We start from the raw sequence: 20840 nt of genomic DNA, 5'->3' as shown, positions 1-20840 counted from the left end.
CGCCCCCTACTTGCTGCTGGCGGCGGCCGCCGGGCTGTCGGCGTCGGCGTGGGCCTTCGCGTCGAGCGCGGCGAGGTAGCCGAACACCATGGCGGGGCCGATGGTCGCGCCGGGACCGGCGTAGGTGTGGCCCATGACCGGGGCGCTGGTGTTGCCCGCGGCGTACAGACCCGGGATCACGCTGCCGTCCGAGCGCAGGGCACGACCGTTCTCGTCGGTGACGATGCCGCCCTTGGTGCCGAGGTCGCCCGGGACCATCTTGACCGCGTAGAACGGCGGCTTGTCGACCGGGCCGAGGCTGGGGTTCGGCTTGTTGGTGATGTCGCCGTAGTAGTGGTCGTAGCCGCTCTTGCCGCGGTGGAAGTCCTCGTCGACACCGCTGCGGGCAAAGCCGTTGAACCGGTCGGTGGTCTCCTTGAGCTTGTCGGCGGGCAGGCCCGTCTTCTCGGCGAGCTCCTCCAGGGTCGCGGCCTTCACGACGGCGCCGCTCTTGAGCCAGCTCTTGGGGATCGGCTGGCGCGCCGGGATGCCGGCGAACAGGTAGCGGTTGCGGCAGCGGGTGTCCATGATCATCCACGCCGGGACGTTCTCGCCCGGGCCGTCGCCCTGGCCGAACTCGCCGCCGAACATCTGGTGGGCGGCCTCGACGTAGGGCAGCGACTCGTTCATGAAGCGCTCGCCGCGCTCGTTGACGATGAAGGTGCCGGGCACCGAGCGCTCCGACAGGGCGAACCACGGGCCCTTGGGCAGCGGGATCGTCGGGCCCCACCAGGCGTCGTCCATGAGGGCGACGTCGGCACCGGCCTTGATGCCGGCACGGATGCCGTCGCCGGTGTTGAACTCCGAGCCGGTCGTCCACTCCGTGCCCACCGGGGCGCGCTGGTACTTCTTGCGCATCTGTTCGTTCTGCTCGAAGCCGCCGGAACCGAGGATCACGCCGTAGCGGGCGCGGATCTCGCCGGGCTTGCCGTCGGACTCGGTCTTCACGCCGACGACGGCGCCCTTCTTGTCGGTGACCAGGTCGGTGAGCGCGGTGTTGAACAGGATCGGCACGCCGGCCTCGCGCAGGCCGAGGAGAAGCTCGGCGGCCAGCGCGGCGCCCATGGCGATGAGCTTCTTGTTGCGCGACTTGGACCAGCTGAAGCGGCCGGCGACCTTGGCCATGCGCGCGATGCCCTTCGGGTGGCGCATGCCGATGTTCATCCAGCGGTAGTCGCTCTGCAGCACCACCATGTTGAGCGGTGCCTTGGTGTACTGCGGGTGCAGCGTGTCCAGATCCTTGCCGAGGCGGCGCGCGTCGAACGGCTTGGGCTCGCAGGAGCGTCCGCCCAGGCGGCCGCCGGGGGCCTCGGGGTAGTAGTCGGAGTAGTCCTTGACCCACTCGAGCTCGAGCGGGGAGTGCGCCATCAGGTAGTCGAGGGCCTCGGGACCGCGATCGATGTAGGCGTCGATCTTCGCCTCCGGTGCGTGCTCGCCGATGATGGCCTTGACGTACTCGCGGGCCTTCTCGACGGTGTCATCGACGCCGTCGCGCTGCAGCACCGAGTTGTTGGGGATCCACACGCCGCCACCCGAGCGCGACGTCGAGCCGCCCCAGTACGGCGACTTCTCGATCAGGACGGTCTTGAGCCCCTGCGTGGCGGCGGTCAGCGCGGCGCTCATCCCGGCGGCGCCGGCACCGACGACGACGACATCGAACTCTTCGGGCGTGGTCATTTCAGTCCTCTCCGCGGCACTGGTCTGGCCAGGCCGTCTGATGCCACTCAATCTACCCAATAATTAGAACACGTTATAGTATTGGTCCAGAACCCGGCTATAGCAGCTAGAAGGCCATGCCAGCGCCGGTGGAGATGAGAAAACAGTAACCCGTTCGCACCTGGACACGAGGAGGGCAGATGGCCGTCAGTGACGACCTGCGCGCCCAGATCGCCGCGGACCTGGCCCGGGCCGAGGAAACCGCCGTCGCGATCGACCCGCCGACCGCCGCCCACCCCGACCTCGACGTCGTCGACGCCTACGAGATCCAGCTCATCAACATCCGCCGCCGGCTCGACGCCGGGGCAAAGGTGGCCGGCCACAAGGTGGGCCTGGCGTCCGAGGCGATGCAGAAGATGATGAACGTCGACGAGCCCGACTACGGGCACCTCCTCGACGACATGCAGTACTTCGAGGGCAAGCCGATCGACTTCTCGGCGCTGTGCATCCCCCGCGTGGAGGTGGAGGTCGGGTTCATCCTCGGCGACGACCTGCCGGGCGAGGGCTGCACCAACGAGGACGTCGTGCGCGCGATCGAGTGGGTCGTCCCGTCGATCGAACTGATCGACTCGCGCATCAAGGACTGGAAGATCACCCTGCCGGACACGATCGCCGACAATGCGTCGTCGTGCGGCTGGATCCTCGGTGAGCAGCGCGTGAAGATCGCCGACATCGACACCGGCGACATCGACGCGACGCTGACCCGCAACGGCGAGGTCATCGCGCAGGGCAACTCCTCGGAGGTGCTCGGCCACCCGCTGAACGCGGTGTCGTGGCTGGCCAACAAGGTGTCCTCCTTCGGGGTGCGCCTGCGCAAGGGCGACGTCATCCTGCCGGGCACCGCGACCCGCGCCATCGACATCGCGAGCGGCGACCACTTCGTCGCCGAGTTCGCCGGACTCGGCAGCGTCACCCTGGATTTCACGTAAGACTTCACAACAGCCCAGAAAGATTGAGGAGGCTCCCATGAGCGCCAAACTGAGCGCGGCGATCATCGGCTCGGGCAACATCGGCACCGACCTGATGTACAAGCTCGAGCGGTCCGACGTCATCGAACCGAAGTGGATGGTCGGCATCGACGCCGACTCCGAGGGGATGAAGCGCGCCGCCGACCACGGCCTCATCACGATGGCGGGGGGCGCCGACGAGCTGCTGGCCTCGGCCGAGAAGCCCGACCTCATCTTCGAGGCGACCAGTGCCTACGTGCACCGCGAGTACGCGCCCAAGTACGCCGAGGCGGGGATCACCGCGATCGACCTGACCCCGGCCGCCGTCGGCCCGGCGGTCGTGCCGCCGGCGAACCTGCGCGAGCACCTCGACGCCCCGAACACGAACATGATCACCTGTGGCGGCCAGGCGACGATTCCGATGGTGCACGCCGTGTCGTCCGTGGTCCCGGTCCCCTATGCCGAGATCGTCGCGTCGGTGTCGTCGGAGTCAGCCGGTCCCGGCACCCGCGCCAACATCGACGAGTTCACCAAGACCACCTCGCGCGGCATCGAGACGATCGGCGGCGCCGACCGAGGCAAGGCGATCATCATCCTGAATCCGGCCGATCCGCCGATGATCATGCGCGACACCATCTTCTGCGCCATCCCGGCCGACGCCGACACCGATGCGATCGCCGCGGCCATCCACCAGCGTGAGAAGGACATCCAGGAGTACGTCCCCGGCTACCGGTTGCTGCAGGACCCGCAGTTCGACCCGCCAAGCGTCCTCAACGGCGGCCACGCGCGCGTCTCGATCTTCGTCGAGGTCGAGGGTGCGGGCGACTTCCTGCCGCCGTACGCCGGAAACCTCGACATCATGACCGCCGCCGCCACCAAGGTCGGCGAGGAGATCGCCAAGTCCAAGCTGGCCGCGGGCGAGACCGCCAAGGCCGGGAAGTGAGTGCAACCATGAGCGACCTGATGGCCAATGCCCGGCCGTACTCGGACACCCTCGACATCCGCATCACCGACTCGTCGCTGCGCGACGGCAGCCACCACAAGCGCCACCAGTTCACCGAGCAGGAGGTGCGCGACATCGTCGGCGCGCTCGACGGCGCCGGTGTCCCGGTCATCGAGGTGACCCACGGTGACGGCCTGGGCGGATCGTCGTTCAACTACGGCTTTTCCAAGACCCCCGAGCAGCAGCTGATCAAGGCCGCGGCCGAGACGGCGAAGAACGCGAAGATCGCCTTCCTGATGCTTCCCGGCCTGGGGATCAAGGACGACATCATCGAGGCGCGTGACAACGGCGGCCAGATCTGTCGCATCGCCACGCACTGCACCGAGGCCGACGTCTCGATCCAGCACTTCGGCCTCGCCCGCGAGCTCGGCCTGGAGACCGTCGGCTTCCTGATGATGAGCCACACCCAGACGCCCGAGGTACTCGCGAAGCAGGCGCGCATCATGGCCGACGCCGGCTGCCAGTGCGTCTACGTCGTCGACTCCGCCGGTGCGCTGGTCCTCGAGCAGGTCTCCGATCGTGTCTCGGCCCTGGTCGCCGAGCTGGGCGACGACGCGCAGGTGGGCTTCCACGGCCACGAGAACCTCGACGTCGCCGTCGCCAACTCGATCATGGCGATCCGCTCGGGCGCGCAGCAGATCGACGGCTCGGTCCGCCGCTTCGGCGCCGGTGCCGGCAACACCCCGACGGAGGCCTTCGTCGGCGTCTGCGACAAGCTCGGCATCAAGAGCGGCGTCGACTTCCTGAAGATCGCCGACGCCGCGCAGGACGTGGTCCGCCCGGCCATGCCCACCGAGTGCCTGGTGGACCGCCCGGCCATGATGATGGGCTACGCCGGCTGCTACAGCTCCTTCCTCAAGCACGCCGAGGGGCACGCCGACAAGTACGGCGTCTCGGCGGCCGACATCCTGATCGAGGCGGGCAACCGCAAGCTCGTCGGCGGCCAGGAGGACCAGCTCATCGACATCGCGCTCGAGCTGAAGAAGAAGCAGGACGCGAACGCCGGGGTCTAGTTCCCCAGCAGCACGTCGACGGCTCGCTGCGCACTCTGCGCGGCGCCGCCGATCGTCGACGGGAAGTCGGTCTGCGTCCAGTCGCCGGCGAGGACCAATCCGTCGACGGAGGTCTTCTGCTGCGGTCGGATCCCGAAGGTTCCCGGTCGCTGGCTGAAGGTCGCGTTCTTCATCCGGACGACCAGTCCGTGCTCGAGGTTCGCGTCCTCGGCCGCCGGGTAGTACTTGCGGAGGAAGTCCATCGTCACGTCGAGGACCTCGGCGTTCGTGTGCAGCGAGTTGAGGTCGTAGGCGGCGCTGACCATCGTCGAATAGGCGTAGAGGCCACGGTCGCTGCCGTCGTAGCCGACCATCCGCTGCCGGTCGAAGACCTGCTCGACGATGCCGATGCCGCCGACGAGCGCGTCGATGGCGAAGGGCATGTCGAGGGACTTGTCGAGCCACAGGTAGGTGCAGACGATCGGCGCCGGGACGAGTTGGTCGGCGACCTCGTGCAGGCGTCCGTGCTCGGGAAGGTCGTCGAGCAGTCCCTCGATGCTCCACGGCGGAACCGCGCAGATGACCGCGTCCACCTCGATGAACTCGCCGCCGGTCAGGGTGACCCCGGTGACCTTGCCGTCGTCGATCACGACCTTGCGCACCGTCGAGCGGTCCCGGATCTCGCAACCGTTGTTGGCGAGCACCTTCTCGGCGCCGGCGACGAACAGCGAGTTGAAGTCGGTCGACGAGTAGAGCAGTGAACCGTGCTCCTGCGCCTGGCGGCCGCGTTTGACCATGATCCCCAGCAGGTCGCGGAAGGCGCGCGCCGAGACCAGGTCGGGCTTCTCGTTGAGGGCGCCGATGATCAGGAAGTCGACCCAGGTGTCCTGGCAACTGCGCGGCAAGCCGGCGCGGTCCAGCCACTGTTGGGCGGTGATGTCGTTCAACGAGTCCTTGCGCCAGATGGCGTCGCGCGTCATCCGCAGGTAGGCGCGCCACATGGCGAGGCGCTCGCGCCAGCTGTTGCCGGGCGCCCAGGCGAACAGGGACCCGGGTCCGCGGTCGTCGATCTTGCCGCCGGGCAGCACGCGACGTGAGTAGCGGTCGGGCTGGATCAGCTTGTCACGGCTGCCGATCAGGTCGAGGTACTCGAAGAGTTCGGTGAAGGCGCCGGAGATGACGTGCACGCCGTTGTCGGCGGTGTCGTCGACCGCGTCGACGGGGATCGAGTGGGTGCGACCGCCGAACTGGGCCCGACGCTCGAGCAGGGTGACCCGGACACCTGCCTCGGCGAGGCGGACGGCGGCGCCCAGGCCGGCGACTCCGGCGCCGATGACGATGCAGTGCTGTGGTTTGGCCACTGTGACGAACCTCCGTGGACGGGCTTAGTAGACAACATAGGGAATGTGTCCACCCCGCGTGGGCGATTCACCAGACGCGGCCTCACCCCCGCTTGAAACGCTCCGCCAATCGGGGGTCGCCGACCCACCACGGCTCCTCGGTGACGGCCTCGTCGGCCGCCGCAGCAGTGGGCGCGACGTCGAGCCGGGCGTCCTCGCGGGCGGCGGTGCGCTCGTCGTCGGCGCGCAGCCGGTGGAACAGGAAGATCAGGAAGGGCAGTCCCAGGACGTCGCCGAGCACCCACAGGATTCCCGCTCCGATGGTCTGGTCGGTGCGCGGGTCGGGCCCCCACCCGCGGTGCAGCGCCTCGTAGTACGAGGCCGCGACCATCGGGCCCTGCCAGAGCACGACGCCCAGCGCGCCGTCGCCGAGGGCTTCGGCGGTGCTGACCAGCAGCGACAGGCCCGCGTGCCGCCGTCGGGGCACCGGATCGACCTGTAGCCGGGCGTAGAAGTAGACGACGCCGACGAGGACCAGCCACAGCCGGGTGACCGTGTCGACGGCGCCGTGGTGCAGCACTGCCGGATACCACCGCGTCAGGTACAGCAGCCACGGGGTGAGGAGCAGCGCGATCGAGGTCGTCCACGGGGACAGGAGCAGGCGCGCCGCCGGTGAGCGGCCGGCGCGCATCAGGGGTCGACGGAGTCCGGGCAGGGCGGCCGCGGCGGTGACCGGTCGTGCGGCCGCCAGCAGGAACGGCGTGAGCATCAGCAGCGTGACCACCTGCAGTGCGCGCGCCCAGAACAGCGTGTCGCCGTAGGCACCGGGAAAGCCGCTGCCGGCCCACAGCCACAGCAGGCAGCCGAGGAGCAAGGTCGCCGCGCAGCCCGCCCCGAGACGCGCTCGCCGCCAACCCCACAGGTAGCAGCCGGCCACCGCGACGATGATCGCGGTGGTGGTCGGATCCGGCCGCCACGCGGTGACGAGGTCCAGGATCGTCGGCGCGGGCATGGCCCCATGGTGGCAGCGGTCGCCGCCGCGGTCGAGTTTCGCAGCGGTAACGGCTCAGTTCCACCTCGGCAATGGAGGGGGACGAATCGCCCGAACCTCCCGCACGCTGGAAGGCATGACTCCTCAACGCCCCACTGCGAAGAAGCTTCGCGACCGCATGCCGGCGTCCTACGGGCGCTGGCTCGCCGCCCCGGCGATCGTCGCCGCGCTGACCGCCGGCGCGGTCGTCACCCCGCACCTGACCGCCGGATCGACGGGTTCGTCCGGCGGCAACGGCTCCTCCGGGTCGTCCGGCTCGGTCGATGTCTACCTGCCCGTCTCGACGCCCGCCGGGATGGCCGCGCTGAACGTGGCGATGACGCAAATCGGCAAGCCGTACAAGTGGGGCGCGAACGGACCCAACGCGTGGGACTGCTCGAGTCTGGTGCAGTTCGCCTTCCGGACCGTGGGCATCAACCTGCCGCGCGTGAGTCAGCAACAGGCGAAGGTCGGCAAGGCCATTCCGATCGCGGCGCTGGCGCCGGGCGATGTGATCGTCTTCTACCGCAACGCCGGACACATCGGCATCTACGCCGGCGCCGGCCAGGTGTTCCACGCCGGCGGCCCCAACGGCCACCCGATCAAGTTCCAGGCGCTCAACACCATGCCGCCGATCAAGTCGATCCGCCGCTACGGCTAACGGATGACCGACCACCTCAGCCCGCAGTGGGCGTCGTCGGCGCTGGTTCTCATCGACGTGCAGCGCGACTTCGTGGACGGGCCGTCGGCAATCCCGGGCACCGCCGAGAAGGTCGACGCGATGGCGCGGGTGCTCGACGCGTTCCGCGGAGCGCATCGGCCGATCGTCCACGTCGTGCGCTCGTACCGGGCGGGGGAGTCCGACGTCGACAGCGTGCGACGGGCCGCGGTCGAATCGGGCAGTGCCGCGGTACAACCGGGCAGCGACGGCGCCCGGATTCCGTCTGCGCTCGTCGACGCCGAGCCGGACTGGGAGCTCCTGCGCAGCGGCCGACCGCAGACCGTCGGCGCCGACGAGCTCGTTCTCTACAAGCCGCGCTGGTCGGCCTTCCATCGGACCAATCTCGACGGGATCCTGCGCGACCGTGGAGTGACGACCGTCGTCGTGGCCGGCTGCAACCTGCCGAACTGCCCGCGGGCGACGCTGTTCGACGCCACCGAGCGCGACTACCGGGCGGTGCTCGTCACGGACGCGACGTCGCAGACGACGCCCGAGCGTCTGGCCGACCTGGAACTGATCGGGGTGCGCCTGTGCACCGTCGCCGAGGTTGTTGACCAACTTCGTCCGGTATAGCTCGCGCCGAGGGAACATTGCCATCCGTGGCAGGTATTCCGGACGAAGTTGGTCAGCCAGGTTGTGCGACGATGGCCACGTGAACGTGGAGCCACTGCCCGCCGCCGACCTCGACAGCGAGGCGTTTCGCCGACTGCTGTTCCTGGCATCGGACTACGACGACGCTCGTCTGCACGAGGTGATCGAGGACGAGCTGCCGACAATGGCCGTCATCGGGACGCGCGACGGGCAGCGGGTCACCGGCTTCGCCGCCTACCTGCCCGACGAGGCGACAGTGGTGCTCGAGTACATCGCCACGGCGGAGGATCTGCGCGGCAGCGGACTAGGTCGCACTCTGGTGAGGGCCGTGCAGGAACGGCATCCGGGTGCGAGTGTGCTGGCCGAGACCGACGACGACGCCGTCGACTTCTACCGGGCGCTCGGCTTCGTGGTGCGCGACGGCGACCCCGATCCGCGGTGGCCGGGTCGTCGGCGTTACGAGTGCCTGCTGATCCCGACCGAGTCCTGACCCGGGGCGGCCGCTGTCACCAGTAGCCGTCGGGGTCGTGCTCGGGGCCCTCGCGCGGGATGATGCCCTCGGCGACTCCGTGGTCGATCGAGGCGGTCAGGCGCGGGCAGCCCGGCAGCATGGCCGGATTCCCCCCGTCGGCGCGAACCTCGTCGAAGGCCGGGCACTGCTCGCGCGCGGCGGCGGTCCACTGCACGCTCGTCTGATGCGGGCTGGTCTTCTTCACGAAGACGCAGGCGTGGCAGGCCCGGCACTCGAGCTCGGTGAGGCCGTTGCGCAGGTAGTGCTGGCGGTCGCGGGCGGTCGCCGCCGCGATGGCGGCCATGCGCTCGGGATCATTGTGGTAATCCGGAGCCTTGGCCCACCCCTCCGGTCGCGACGTGGCCCGCTCGCCGGCGCTCCCGGCGCCGGGTTTGTGAGCCGCGCGCGTCATCGCTAGACGCTCGCTTCCTTCGACCTGGCCGCTTCTTCGGCCTTGGCTTCCTCGGCCTGGCGCTTCAGGTTCTCCTGCACTTCGATGTTCCAGTTCTCCACGGCCTTGGACGTGTCGATCTCGTACTCGAAGCGCTGGGTCATCTCCTCGGTGACGTCATCGGCGTCGACGTAGAACTGCTCGTACCAGCGGCGCAGCTGGTAGACCGGGCCGTCCTCCTCGACGAGCAGCGGGTTGTCGATGCGGGTCTTGTGCTTCCAGATCTCGACGTCCTGGAGGAAGCCCACCTCGATGCCGGCGCTGATCTTCTTTGCCATCTTGTCGGCCTGCTCGGCGGTGAGACCGTCGGGGACCTTGGCCATGACGCCGAACATGAGGACGAAGGAGTTCTCGTCGATCGGGTAGTGGCAGTTGGTGAGGATCGTCTCCACCGCGTAGCCGCTGTAGTACTGGACCATCGGGTTGAGCATGTAGGACGGGCCGTAGTACGCCGCGATCGACTCCAGGCGGGTGTCGCCGTAGCTCGAGGTGATCGCGATGTCCGGCCGGCCGTGGCTGTTCATGTACTGCGCCGCGGTCTGGCCCTCGAAGACGTTCTTGAAGTAGTCGGGCAGCGCGTAGTGCACGTAGAAGAAGTGCGCCATGTCGACGACGTTGTCGATGATCTCGCGGCAGTTGGAGCCCTCGATCACGATGCGGTTCCAGGTCCAGCCGGTCCACTGGTCGGTGTCGAACTCCTCGAGCTCGGGGATGTAGCAATCCTCCGGCGGCGGGTTGCCCTCGGGATCGTTGTAGATGAAGACCTGCCCGTTGCGGATCATCGTCGGCCAGGTGCGGGTCTTGGCCAGCTTGGGGTTGCGCTTGGCGTAGGGCACCGTCGCGCAGCGGCCCTTGCCGTTCCACTGCCAGCCGTGGAAGGGGCAGGCGACGTTGTCGCCGCGCAGCACGCCCTGGCTGAGGTCGCCGCCCATGTGGCGGCAGTAGGCGTCGAGCACCTTGAACTCGCCCTGGGGGTCGGTCCAGGCGACGAGCTTGGTTCCGAAGACCTCGACCGAGTGGGGCTTGCCGTCGTTGAACTCCTCGACCAGGCCCAGGCAGTGCCAGCCGCGGGCGAACCGGCTGGGGACCTCACCGGTGTCGATCTCGCGCACGTCCGAATTCTGTGCGGTGGTCATAGCTACTCCTCCGTCGGGGCTGCGACTAGTACTCGGCCCGCTCGCTCTCGCTCCCGGCGCCGGTGCTGGTTCAATACTAGAACACGTTACAGAATTGTGCCTCAGCACAGCACTCCCTGGCAACGATTACAGCAGCAAACAGGACGTTTGGCCCAGTTCTCGACAGAAATGAGAACGTGTTCTAGTCTTAGCCCGTACGCTTCGTGGCGAGGCGGTGAAGTACGACCCGCCACTCACAGGCAGGAGAGGTTAGATGGCAGCCAGCAAGACCCAGCGCAGCGCGGAAGCACAGAAGGTGCTCGACAACATCGACGCGCTGCTCCCCGATTTCGCCCAGAAGGCACAGGAGACCGAGGACGCCCGTCGGGTTTCCGACGAGAGCGCCCAGGCCCTGCAGGAGGCCGGGTTCTTCAAGCTGCTGCAGGCCGAGCAGTGGGGCGGCTACCAGTGTGATCCGGTCACCTTCTACGAGGCGGTCCGCCGGATCGCGACCGCGTGCGGCTCGACCGGCTGGGTCGCCGGCATCATCGGCGTCCACAACTGGCACCTGTCGCTCTTCGACCAGCAGGCGCAGGAGGACGTGTGGGGCAAGGACCCGGGCGTCCGCATCTCCTCGTCGTACGCCCCGATGGGCATGGGCGAGGTCGTCGACGGCGGCTACAAGGTGAACGGCAACTGGGCGTTCTCGTCCGGCTGCGACCTGGCCGACTGGACCTTCGTCGGCGGTCCGGTGATCAAGGACGGGCGTCCGGTGGACTTCGTCAGCTACCTGATCCCGCGCGAGGACTACAAGATCAAGGACGTGTGGAACGTCGTCGGCCTCAAGGGCACCGGCTCCAACACCCTCGAGGTCAAGGACGTCTTCGTCCCGCGCCACCGCGTGCTGTCGATGGCCACCATGGGCAAGAACGAGAGCCCGGGCCTGGAGAAGAACACCGCGCCGGTCTACAAGATGCCGTGGGGCACCATCCACCCCAGCACCATCTCGACCCCGATCGTCGGCATGGCCTACGGCGCCTACGCCGCCCACGTCGAGCACCAGGGCAAGCGCGTGCGCGCCGCCTACGCCGGTGAGAAGAGCAAGGACGACCCGTTCGCCAAGGTGCGCATCGCCGAGGCCGCCAGCGAGATCGACGCCGCGTGGCGCCAGCTCTCGGGCAACCTGCAGGCCGAGTACGACCTCATCCTCGCCGGCGAGCAGGTGCCGATGGAGCTGCGTCTGGCCGCCCGCCGCGACCAGGTCCGCGCCACCGGCCGCGCCATCGACGCGATCGACATGCTGTTCGAGAACTCCGGTGCCGGCGCCCTGAACGTCGACTCGCCGATCCAGCGGTTCTGGCGCGACGCCCACGGCGGCCGCGTCCACGCCGCGAACGATCCCGAGCGCGCCTACGTGGCGTTCGGCAACGGGGAGTTCGGCATCCCCATCGGCGACACGATGGTCTAAGGGTCTCGATACATATCGCTCCTGCGCCGCGATTCACCCCACCGGCGCCGGAGCAGGAGGAAGCCTCAGATGACAACCGATTCCAGCCCGATCCGTTCGCTGGGCTACATGCGGATCGACGCCACCGACATCGACGCGTGGCGCGAGTACGGCTTGAAGGTGCTCGGCATGGTCGAGGGCAAGGGGCTCACCCCCGGTGCCCTCTACCTGCGGATGGATGATTTCCCGGCGCGCCTGGTCATCGTCCCGTCGGACCGCGACCACCTGGCCAGCTCCGGCTGGGAGTGCGCGAACGCCGAGGCCCTGCAGGACGTGCGCGACCGCCTGAAGAAGGGCGGGATCGCCTTCCGCGAGGGCACCGACGAGGAGAAGGCCGATCGCGCCGTCGACGAGCTGGTGATCTTCGAGGACCCGGACGGCAACGTCCTCGAGGCCTTCCACGGCGTCGCCCTGCAGCACCGTCGCGTCGTCAGCCCCTACGGCCACAAGTTCGTCACCGAGGAACAGGGTCTGGGGCACGTCGTGCTCACCACGACCGACGACCAGAAGTCGCTGGAGTTCTACCGCGACATCCTGGGCTTCCGGCTGCGCGACTCGATGAAGCTGCCGCCGCAGGTCGTCGGGCGCGAGGAGGGCGACCCGCCGCCGTGGCTGCGCTTCTTCGGCTGCAACCCGCGCCACCACTCGTTGGCCTTCCTGCCGATCCCGAACGAGACCGGCATCGTGCACCTCATGGTCGAGGTGGAGAACGCCGACGACGTCGGCCTGTGCCACGACCGCGCGCTGCGCAAGAAGGTGCCGATGTCGGCGACGCTCGGCCGCCACGTCAACGACCTGATGCTGTCCTTCTACATGAAGACGCCCGGCGGCTTCGACATCGAGTTCGGCTGTGAGGGCCGACAGGTCGACGACGAGGAGTGGGTCGCGCGCGAGTCGACGGCCGTCAGCCTCTGGGGCCACGACTTCACCATCGGCTTCAAGGGCTGAGGCACGATCATGGCCAACCAGCCCTTCGGGTCGAGCGAGTTCGACTCGCGGCAGTTCCGCACGGCGATGGGCCAGTTCTGCACCGGCGTCACCGTCATCACGACGATCGACGACGCGGGCAAGCCCGTCGGCTTCGCCTGCCAGTCCTTCGCGGCTCTGTCGCTGGACCCGCCCCTGGTGATCTTCTGCCCGATGAAGACCTCGCGCAGTTGGCCGGTCATCGACACGGCCGGCAAGTTCGTCGTCAACGTCCTGTCCCACCAGCAGCAGGAGGTCAGCGCGACCTTCGGCGCGCCGGGCGACGACAAGTTCAAGTCGGTCCCGTGGGACGCCTCCCCGTTGGGGCTGCCGGTGATCCGGCACAGCCTGACGTGGGTCGAGTGCGAGATCGAGACCGTCGTCGACGGCGGTGACCACCACATCGTCATCGGCCGGGCGACAACGCTCGGCGAGGTGCTGCAGGACAAGCCGTTGCTGTTCTACCGCGGCGGCTACCTGTCCACCGAACATCCGCGGGTCACGCCCGCGCAGGAGGCGCTCGACGACTTCCTGACCTGGACCGGGGGAGACACGTGGCTGTAGGCGACGACGCACAGCACGAGTTGGCGACGGCGCCCTTCAGTGCGGCGATCGCCGATGCCGAGAGGTTGATCGCGAGTGCGGACTTCGCCGAGACCGACGCGGACCTGGCCGAGGGCTATGACTACCTCGCCGGTTCCATCTCGGCGATCCTCCAGCTGGTCCGGGCGCACAACAAGTCGCACCCTTACTTCGTCACCTCGACCGGGCCCTACTCCAAGATGGGGTTGGACAACCCGGACACCATCTACTACCACGCCGTCGTGGAGCCGAACGGCACCTACGTCGTGCGCGGCAAGCGCGGCACCACCACCGACCTCAGCTTCCAGGTGCTGTGCGGCGAGTACTCCGCCGACTCGGTGCCCGGCGGCGACGAGGCCTTCGACGACCGTCGACTGGACATCGCCGACGACGGCAGCTTTGAGCTGACCTTCGGGCCGCCGGTCGAGCGGAGCGAGGGTGATGTGCCGGTCGAGCGGAGCGAGGGTCATGTGTCGGTCGAGCGGAGCGAGGGTGATGTGTCGGTCGAGCGGAGCGACCCGCCGAAGAACTACTTCGTGCTGCCCGAGGGTGCGACGACGCTCGCCGTGCGCGAGGTGTACTCGGACTGGGACACCGAGGAGCGCGGCCGCGTCGACATCGAGCGCGTCGACACCGTCGGCACGGCGCCGGACGAAGTGAGCCTGGAGCGGATGAAGCGGCGCTACTCGACCGCCGCCAAGATGCTCACCTCGCGCATCAACACGTGGTTCAACTTCCCCAAGTGGTTCTACCTCGACGAGCCGGTCAACACGTTCACCGCGCCGCGCCAGACGCCGGGCGGGTTGGCGACGCAGTTCTCCTCGGTCGGCCATTTCGACCTGCCCGAGGACAAGGCGATGATCGTGACCGTGCCGCGCAGCCAGGCCCCCTACCAGGGCTTTCAGCTCGGCAGCCTTTGGTACATCTCGCTCGACTACGTGAACCACCAGACGAGCCTGAACTCCGACCAGGCGCAGGTCGACCCGGACGGGAAGATCCGCATGGTGATCTCCGCCCGTGACCCCGGTGTCGCGAACTGGATCGAGACCACGGGCCGCCGTCGCGGGATCATCCAGTTCCGCTGGCAGCGCACCGACTCACCGATCGGACCGGAACTCGGCCCGACCGCCGAGGTCGTCGACATCGACGACGTGCCGTCGAAGCTGCCGTATTACGACGACAACAAGATCGACGCCGACGGCTGGCAGGCGCGCATCGCGGCCCGTCAGCGGTCCTTCGCCAGGAGGCTGTTGGGATGACGGACAAAGCTCACGGCCTGCTGGCCGACAAGGTCGTCGTCGTCTCGGGCGTGGGCCCCGGCCTCGGCAAGGCGCTGTGCCTGCAGTCCGCCGCGCAGGGTGCGAAGGTCGTCCTGGCCGCGCGCACCGAGTCGCGGTTGAACGAGATCCGCGACGAGATCATCGACGCCGGGGGCACGGCGCTCTCGGTGCCGACCGACATCACCGTCGACGAGCAGGTCGACAATCTGGTGACCACCGCGGTTGCCGAGTACGGCGGCATCGACGTGCTGTTCAACAACGCCTTCGCGATGCCGTCGATGAAGCCGCTCGCCCGCACCGACTTCGACCAGATCACCTCCAGCGTCGACCTCACGGTCCTCGGCACGCTGCGCGTCATCAAGGCCTGCACTGAGGCGCTCGCGACGGCGAAGGGCTCGATCGTCAACATCAACTCGATGGTCATCCGCCACTCCGAGCCCCGCTACGGCAGCTACAAGCTGACCAAGGCGGCGCTGCTCGCGATGTCGCAGACCCTCGCCACCGAGCTGGGGGACAAGGGCATCCGCATCAACAGCGTCGCCCCCGGCTACATCTGGGACGACCAGCTCAAGTGGTACTTCGGCGAGATCGCCAAGAAGTACGGGATCACCCCGGAGCAGGTCTACGAGCAGACCGCCGCCAAGAGCGACCTCAAGCGGCTGCCCGAGCCCGACGAGATCGCGCGTGCGGCGCTGTTCCTCGCCTCGGACATGGCCAGCGCCATCACCGGGCACACGCTCGACGTCAACTGCGGGGAATACCATGACTGACGCCGCGTCGAAGACGGGTGACGATTCCCGCGCGGCGGCGCGCACCAGTGTCGGCACCGTCGACGACCTCCACGAGTCGGCCGTCAAGGCCACCGGCCTGGACGACTTCGGCGCGGACAGCGGCTACCGCGAGGCGCTGGCCGTCCTGCTCGACTCCTACCGCGACGAGGCCGGCCTCACGCCGACGGGCTCCAAGATGTTCCGGTTCTTCCTCAAGGGGGCGCTGGTCGCCCGCCTGCTGAGCGAGGCGTCGTGGAAGAGCAACCCCGGCTACGCCGACGTCGAGATCACCCGCCCCATCTTCGTCACCGGGCTGCCGCGCACCGGCACCACCGCGCTGCACCGACTGCTGTCCGCGGACCCGGCCCACCAGGGCCTGGAGATGTGGCTGGCCGAGTTCCCGCAACCGCGCCCGCCGCGCGACACCTGGGCCGACAACCCGGTCTACCAGCAGATCAACGCGGGCTTCTCCCAGCACCACGTCGAGAACCCGGAGTTCATGGGCCTGCACTACATGGACGCCGGCGAGGTCGAGGAGTGTTGGCAGCTGCTGCGCCAGGACGTCATGTCGATCTCCTACGAGTCGCTCGCGCACCTGCCGACCTATTCGCGGTGGCTGGCCCAGCAGGACTGGACACCCGCGTACCAGCGGCACAAGCGCAACCTGCAGCTGATCGGCAGCAACGACCCGGAGAAGCGCTGGGTCCTCAAGAATCCGAGCCACCTGTTCGCCCTCGACGCGCTGATGGCGGCCTACCCCGACGCGCTCGTCGTGCAGACCCACCGCGCGCCCGAGACGATCATCGCCTCGATGTGCAGCCTCGCCGAGGCGGCGACGCCGGGATGGTCGACGACCTTCGTCGGCGACACCATCGGCGACGATCAGTTGGAGCTGTGGTCGCGCGGCCTGCGCGACTTCCAGCAGGCGCGCGGCAAATACGACCCGGCACAGTTCGTCGACGTCGATTTCGCCGATCTGCGCAGCGACCCGCTCGGCACCGTCGACCGCGTCTATGCGGCGCTGGGGACCGAGCCGTCCGAGCAGGCGCGGGCGGCGATGGTTGCCCTCGACGAGGAGAGTCGCTCGGGCGATCGCAAGCCGCAGCACCGCTACGACCTCGCCGACTACGGACTCACCGAAGAGCGCGTGCGCGACGCCTTCGCCTCGGCGGTCGAGTGAATCCCGGGCTTGCGAGGGATGTGTATCGAGACCCTGTGAGCTCACCGGCCGGCTGATCACCAGCCATTGACTCGTGACGCCGCACGGAGCACAATTCATCACACGATGAATTAGGGGGCGCCCATGACGGCACCAACCATCGCCGGCGCGGTGACGATCAGTGACCTCCGTGTCGACCGCGGGAAGCGCACCGTCCTGCACGACGTCTCGCTGACCGTGCCGCAGGGTTCGATCACCGGCCTCCTCGGCCCGTCGGGCTGCGGGAAGACGACGCTGATGCGCGCGATCGTCGGCACCCAGATCGTCAAGTCCGGCCGGGTGACCGTGTTGGGCGAGGCGGCCGGATCGATTGGACTGCGCAGGCGCGTCGGCTACGTGACCCAGGCGCCAAGTATCTACAACGACCTGACCGTGCACGACAACGTGGCGTACTTCGCGTCGCTGTACCGCAAGTCGGCGACCGATGTGGCGGCCGCGATTGAATCGGTCGGTCTCGCCGACCATCGCGGGCAGACCGGCGAGCGACTGTCGGGCGGTCAGCGCACCAGGGTGTCGCTCGCGTGCGCACTCGTCGCCGACCCGGAGCTGATCGTGCTCGACGAGCCGACCGTCGGCCTCGATCCGGTCCTGCGCGCCGACCTCTGGCAGCGGTTCGCCGACCTTGCCGCGCGCGGGCACACATTGCTCGTGTCCAGCCACGTCATGGACGAGGCCGACCATTGCGACCGGCTGCTCCTCATGCGCGACGGCCGCCTCCTCGCCGATCTCACGCCCGCCGAGCTGCGCGAGCAGACGGGCGAGGCCGGGTTGGAGAACGCCTTTCTGAGTCTCATCGAAGCGTCGGAGGTGCGGCGATGACCGCGACGCCGTACGCCGCGACGACCGTCCGGATCCTCAAGCAGTTGCGCGCCGACCACCGCACGGTCGCGATGATCGTCGTCGTGCCGTCGGCGCTGATGGCGCTGCTGTACTTCGTCTACCAGGACGCCCCGACGCTGCCCGGAAGGCCGTCGGTGTTCGACGGGATCGGGGTGACCATGCTCGGCATCCTGCCGTTCGTGGTGATGTTCCTGATCACCGCCATCTCCATGCAGCGCGAGCGCACGTCGGGCACCCTCGAGCGACTGATGACGACGCCGATGCGCAAGATCGACCTCCTCGGCGGCTATGGCACCGCCTTCTCGGCCGCGGCGGCGGTCCAGGCGATCGTGGCGTGCGCCGTGAGCTTTTGGTTCCTCGGACTGCACGTCGCCGGCAGCGTGTGGCTGGTGATCCTGGTGGCGGTCGTGGTCGCCGCACTGGGAGTGTCGCTCGGCCTGCTCGCCAGCGCGTTCGCTCGGACGGAGTTCCAGGCGGTGCAGTTCATGCCGCTGGTGACCGCACCGCAGCTGTTCCTGTGCGGGCTGTTCGTGCCGCGCGACCAGTTGCCCGGATGGCTGGAGGGGATCAGCAACGTGATGCCGCTGAGCTACGCCGTCGATGCCTTGAACGAGGTGTCGACGAAGGCGAGCGCCAGCGGGCAGATGTGGCGCGATGTCGTCGTGATCGCATCGATCGCCGTCGTCGCGATGGCCCTGGGGGCGGCAACACTGCGCCGGCGCACGCCGTGACGCGCGGTCCCGGTCGACGCCCCGGCCGGTCCGACACCCGGGAGGCGATCCTCGCGGCCGCGCGGGAACGCTTCGCCGACGTCGGCTTCGACAAGGCGTCCATCCGGTCGATCGCGCAGCATGCCGGTGTCGACTCGGCGCTCGTGCACCACTACTTCGGGACGAAGCACGAGTTGTTCATCGAGGTCGTGGCGCTGCCGGTCGACCCGGCGGTCGTGTTGGCGCCGTTGCGCGACTCGCCGCTCGAGGTGTTGGGCGAGACGATCGTGCGCACCCTCGTCGGCATCTGGGATTCGCCGGCCGGGGTCGGAGCGCTCGCGGCGTTCCGAGCGGTGGTGGCCGGTGGCGACGAGTCGTTGTTGCGGACGTTCCTGCTGGAGGTCGCGCTCAAGGGGGTTCGGGACCGGGTCGACGAGGAGGTCGGCGACGGGGACATGCGCGTCGCGTTGGTCGCGTCGCAGATGGTCGGGGTGCTCGTCACCCGCAAGCTGCTGAAGCTCGAGCCCGTCGCGTCGATGTCGGTAGACGACCTAGCGGCACACGTCGGGCCGACGCTGCAGCACTACCTGAGCGGTTGACCGCCCACTCGGCGACGCCGGGGCGCCCACTCGGTGGTGGTTGACCGCCCACTGGGCGTGCTTGGACCGCCCACTCGGCGGTTAGAGGGGCGTGGCGGCCACGACGTCGGCGGGCTGACCGAACAGCTGGGCGCTGCCGTGGGCGCGCTTGAAGTACAGCTGGATGTCGTGCTCCCAGGTGATGCCGATGCCGCCGTGCAGCTGTACCGCTTCACCCACGACGCGGTTGAAGGCCTCCGAGCAGTAGACGTGGGCGGCCGCGGCGAGCTCGGCGCCCGCCGGGGTGCCGATCGCGTCGACCGCGGCGTAGGCGATCGAGCGCGATGTCTCGACGTCGGCGTACATGTCGGCCATCCGGTGCTTGAGCGCCTGGAAGGAGCCGATGACCCGCCCGAACTGCTTGCGCTGCTGCGTGTACTCGACCGTGAGGCGCAGGGCCGCACCCATCGCGCCGACCTGTTCGACCGCGAGCATCGCCCACGCCAGGTCGCGGACCCGCGGCAGCAGGTCGTCGGGTGCGGGGACCGCGGTGGCCGACACGTCGGTGAACCGCACCTGCGACAGCGGGCGCGTCGGGTCCATCGTCGCGACGGGCACGACCTGCACCCCCGGTGCGTCGACGGCCACCGTGTGAAGGGTGACGTGTGTGCCGCCTCCCGCCAACACGACCAGGTCGGTCGCCGCCTCGGCGTCGGTGACGTAGTGCGCAGTGCCGTTCAGGATGCCGCCGTCGGCGGTGACGCCCGGACTCTCCCACGACGCCTCGCCCGCGACAGCCAGCGTCGCGGTCCGCTCGCCTCCGGCGAGTGCCTCGACCAGATCGGCCGCGTCGCCCGCCTCCGCGGCGACGAGCAGCGCGCCGGTGGCGAGGACGGCCGACGAATAGAGCGGTACGGGCGCGAGGGCACCGCCGACCTCCTCGACGACGGCGCCGAGGGCACCCCAGCCCGCGCCGACGCCGCCCAGCTCCTCGGGCACGGCGAGTGCGGCGGCGCCGATCTCGGTGAGCCCGGTCCACAACTGTGAGTCGGTGCGCTTCTCCGACGAGATGGCGGCGCGGACGGCCTCCGGGCCGCCGCGCCGGGCGATCAGGTCGGCGACCGAGTCCCGCAGCGCGGCGACGTCGTCGGCGGAGATCGCGTCGTCGCTCATCGCAGCGTCTCCAGGATCCGCTGCCGGTGCGCGGCGGCGGTGCCCCACGCGCTCTGCAGCGCCTGGGTCTTGGTCAGGTACAGCGAGAGGTCGTGCTCGACGGTGTAGCCGATGGCGCCGAGCACCTGCAGCGATCGGCGCGCCGCGAGGTAGGCGGCATCGCCCGCCGCGACCTTCGCCGCGGAGACCTCGCGATTCGGCTGCACGCCGTCGGGCACCAACCGCCCGCCTCCATTCGGCCCGCTCGCTTCGCTCCCGGCGCCGAGCGCCAGCGCCGCGCCGTGCACCAGCGGCCGGGCCATCTCCAGCGCGATCGCCACATCGGCGAGGTGGTGCTTGACGGCCTGGAAGGAGCCGATCGGCCTGCCGAACTGCTGGCGGGCCTTGGCGTACTCGGCGGCGAGGTCGAGCATCGCGGTACCCAGGCCCAGCAGTTGGGCCGCAGTGGCCAGCGCGCCGTGGTTGAGCACATCGTCGAGGTCGGCGTTGCCGAGAGACTCTCCGGCGGTGACGTCGGCGACGGTGCGCGACAGGTCGACACTGGCCTGCGGCTCGCCGACGGTGGCGGTGGACAGCGTGCCGCCCGTCAGGACATACGCGGTGGCGACGCCGGTGTCGGCGGCACGGGGCTGCCACGGTGCGGCGGCCAGCGTCGCGAGCTCTCCACCGGCGACCTTTGCCAACTCGTCGCCGCGACCGGCGGCGCGCAGCGCGACCGGCACCGCGGCGAGCGTCTCGGCGACCGGTCCCGGCACGGCG

22 protein-coding genes are annotated in these 20840 nt (G+C 69.0%); 15 read left to right on the top strand and 7 right to left on the bottom strand.

What is annotated here, in order from left to right; all coding sequences use genetic code 11:
• Window positions 1-6 precede the first annotated feature (6 nt).
• Window positions 7-1716 carry a 3-oxosteroid 1-dehydrogenase gene (kstD, locus tag QM634_RS09340; RefSeq protein ID WP_415042506.1) on the bottom strand — a complete coding sequence of 570 codons (1710 nt, stop codon included), beginning with the start codon at window positions 1714-1716 and terminating at the stop codon, window positions 7-9.
• A gap of 179 nt (window positions 1717-1895) precedes the next feature.
• Here kstD and QM634_RS09335 point away from each other — a divergent pair, with 179 nt between their 5' ends.
• From QM634_RS09335 to dmpG, 3 genes are read left to right on the top strand one after another with little or no spacing between them, the layout of a single operon-like run.
• Window positions 1896-2684, top strand: a complete 789-nt coding sequence (locus QM634_RS09335) for a 2-keto-4-pentenoate hydratase (protein WP_415042505.1) — start codon at window positions 1896-1898, stop codon at window positions 2682-2684.
• Window positions 2685-2721: 37 nt separating this feature from the next.
• Complete coding sequence (locus QM634_RS09330) at window positions 2722-3645, top strand: acetaldehyde dehydrogenase (acetylating) (RefSeq protein ID WP_415042504.1); 924 nt, start codon at window positions 2722-2724, stop codon at window positions 3643-3645.
• Between the two features lie 8 nt (window positions 3646-3653).
• The gene (gene dmpG, locus QM634_RS09325; protein WP_415042503.1) at window positions 3654-4718 is read left to right on the top strand and encodes a 4-hydroxy-2-oxovalerate aldolase; all 1065 of its coding nucleotides are present in this window, start codon (window positions 3654-3656) and stop codon (window positions 4716-4718) included.
• Here dmpG and QM634_RS09320 read toward each other — a convergent pair.
• Both QM634_RS09320 and QM634_RS09315 read right to left on the bottom strand, forming a co-directional pair.
• A complete protein-coding gene (locus QM634_RS09320) occupies window positions 4715-6058 on the bottom strand; it encodes an FAD-dependent oxidoreductase (RefSeq protein WP_415042502.1) in 1344 nt (447 codons plus the stop codon). The genes dmpG and QM634_RS09320 overlap by 4 nt on opposite strands.
• Window positions 6059-6140: 82 nt before the next feature.
• A complete protein-coding gene (locus tag QM634_RS09315; protein ID WP_415042501.1) occupies window positions 6141-7049 on the bottom strand; it encodes a cytochrome c oxidase assembly protein in 909 nt (302 codons plus the stop codon).
• A 157-nt stretch (window positions 7050-7206) separates the two neighbouring features.
• Here QM634_RS09315 and QM634_RS09310 point away from each other — a divergent pair, with 157 nt between their 5' ends.
• The 3 genes from QM634_RS09310 (at window position 7207) to QM634_RS09300 (ending at window position 8869) form a co-directional block, all read left to right on the top strand.
• The gene (locus QM634_RS09310; protein WP_415042563.1) at window positions 7207-7728 is read left to right on the top strand and encodes a C40 family peptidase; all 522 of its coding nucleotides are present in this window, start codon (window positions 7207-7209) and stop codon (window positions 7726-7728) included.
• Between the two features lie 3 nt (window positions 7729-7731).
• A complete protein-coding gene (locus QM634_RS09305; RefSeq protein ID WP_415042500.1) occupies window positions 7732-8361 on the top strand; it encodes a cysteine hydrolase family protein in 630 nt (209 codons plus the stop codon).
• 79 nt (window positions 8362-8440) lie between these two features.
• Window positions 8441-8869, top strand: coding sequence for a GNAT family N-acetyltransferase (locus QM634_RS09300; protein ID WP_415042499.1), 429 nt, complete (start codon window positions 8441-8443; stop codon window positions 8867-8869).
• A gap of 16 nt (window positions 8870-8885) precedes the next feature.
• On the opposite strand, the gene QM634_RS09295 is transcribed toward QM634_RS09300, so the two are convergent.
• Together QM634_RS09295 and QM634_RS09290 are read right to left on the bottom strand one after the other, a co-directional pair.
• On the bottom strand, window positions 8886-9302 hold the full coding sequence (locus QM634_RS09295; RefSeq protein WP_415042498.1) for a hypothetical protein: 417 nt from the start codon (window positions 9300-9302) through the stop codon (window positions 8886-8888).
• Between the two features lie 2 nt (window positions 9303-9304).
• The gene (locus tag QM634_RS09290) at window positions 9305-10477 is read right to left on the bottom strand and encodes a Rieske 2Fe-2S domain-containing protein (RefSeq protein ID WP_415042497.1); all 1173 of its coding nucleotides are present in this window, start codon (window positions 10475-10477) and stop codon (window positions 9305-9307) included.
• 253 nt (window positions 10478-10730) lie between these two features.
• Between QM634_RS09290 and hsaA the strand changes: the two genes are divergently transcribed.
• The 9 genes from hsaA to QM634_RS09245 all read left to right on the top strand — a co-directional run bounded on the left by hsaA (window position 10731) and on the right by QM634_RS09245 (window position 18929).
• On the top strand, window positions 10731-11924 hold the full coding sequence (gene hsaA, locus QM634_RS09285; protein ID WP_415042496.1) for a 3-hydroxy-9,10-secoandrosta-1,3,5(10)-triene-9,17-dione monooxygenase oxygenase subunit: 1194 nt from the start codon (window positions 10731-10733) through the stop codon (window positions 11922-11924).
• Window positions 11925-11993: 69 nt separating this feature from the next.
• Entirely contained in the window at window positions 11994-12911 is a 918-nt protein-coding gene (gene hsaC / locus QM634_RS09280; RefSeq protein ID WP_415042495.1) for an iron-dependent extradiol dioxygenase HsaC, read from the top strand.
• Between the two features lie 9 nt (window positions 12912-12920).
• Window positions 12921-13493 (top strand): 3-hydroxy-9,10-secoandrosta-1,3,5(10)-triene-9,17-dione monooxygenase reductase subunit, encoded by a 573-nt coding sequence (gene hsaB / locus QM634_RS09275; protein WP_415042494.1) that lies wholly within the window; start codon window positions 12921-12923, stop codon window positions 13491-13493.
• Window positions 13484-14770, top strand: coding sequence for a hypothetical protein (locus QM634_RS09270; RefSeq protein WP_415042493.1), 1287 nt, complete (start codon window positions 13484-13486; stop codon window positions 14768-14770). The genes hsaB and QM634_RS09270 overlap by 10 nt, the downstream gene beginning before the upstream one ends.
• On the top strand, window positions 14767-15561 hold the full coding sequence (locus QM634_RS09265) for an SDR family oxidoreductase (RefSeq protein ID WP_415042492.1): 795 nt from the start codon (window positions 14767-14769) through the stop codon (window positions 15559-15561). Before QM634_RS09270 ends, QM634_RS09265 begins: the two co-directional genes overlap by 4 nt.
• Window positions 15554-16741, top strand: a complete 1188-nt coding sequence (locus tag QM634_RS09260; protein ID WP_415042491.1) for a sulfotransferase family protein — start codon at window positions 15554-15556, stop codon at window positions 16739-16741. Before QM634_RS09265 ends, QM634_RS09260 begins: the two co-directional genes overlap by 8 nt.
• A 123-nt stretch (window positions 16742-16864) precedes the next feature.
• Window positions 16865-17599 carry an ABC transporter ATP-binding protein gene (locus QM634_RS09255; protein ID WP_415042490.1) on the top strand — a complete coding sequence of 245 codons (735 nt, stop codon included), beginning with the start codon at window positions 16865-16867 and terminating at the stop codon, window positions 17597-17599.
• The gene (locus tag QM634_RS09250; protein ID WP_415042489.1) at window positions 17596-18351 is read left to right on the top strand and encodes an ABC transporter permease; all 756 of its coding nucleotides are present in this window, start codon (window positions 17596-17598) and stop codon (window positions 18349-18351) included. The genes QM634_RS09255 and QM634_RS09250 overlap by 4 nt, the downstream gene beginning before the upstream one ends.
• Window positions 18348-18929, top strand: a complete 582-nt coding sequence (locus QM634_RS09245) for a TetR family transcriptional regulator (protein ID WP_415042488.1) — start codon at window positions 18348-18350, stop codon at window positions 18927-18929. The genes QM634_RS09250 and QM634_RS09245 overlap by 4 nt, the downstream gene beginning before the upstream one ends.
• An 81-nt stretch (window positions 18930-19010) precedes the next feature.
• Here QM634_RS09245 and QM634_RS09240 read toward each other — a convergent pair whose 3' ends face one another.
• Together QM634_RS09240 and QM634_RS09235 are read right to left on the bottom strand one after the other, a co-directional pair.
• Window positions 19011-20081: an acyl-CoA dehydrogenase family protein gene (locus QM634_RS09240; protein WP_415042487.1), complete on the bottom strand. Its 1071-nt coding sequence runs from the start codon at window positions 20079-20081 to the stop codon at window positions 19011-19013.
• On the bottom strand, window positions 20078-20840 hold a 763-nt coding region (locus QM634_RS09235; RefSeq protein ID WP_415042486.1), incomplete at its 5' end, for an acyl-CoA dehydrogenase family protein. The genes QM634_RS09235 and QM634_RS09240, both read right to left, overlap by 4 nt.

The organism is Gordonia sp. (in: high G+C Gram-positive bacteria), assembly GCF_047606305.1.
In the GTDB taxonomy this organism is placed as follows: domain Bacteria; phylum Actinomycetota; class Actinomycetes; order Mycobacteriales; family Mycobacteriaceae; genus Gordonia.
This window is presented reverse-complemented; position numbering and strand designations above follow the sequence as displayed.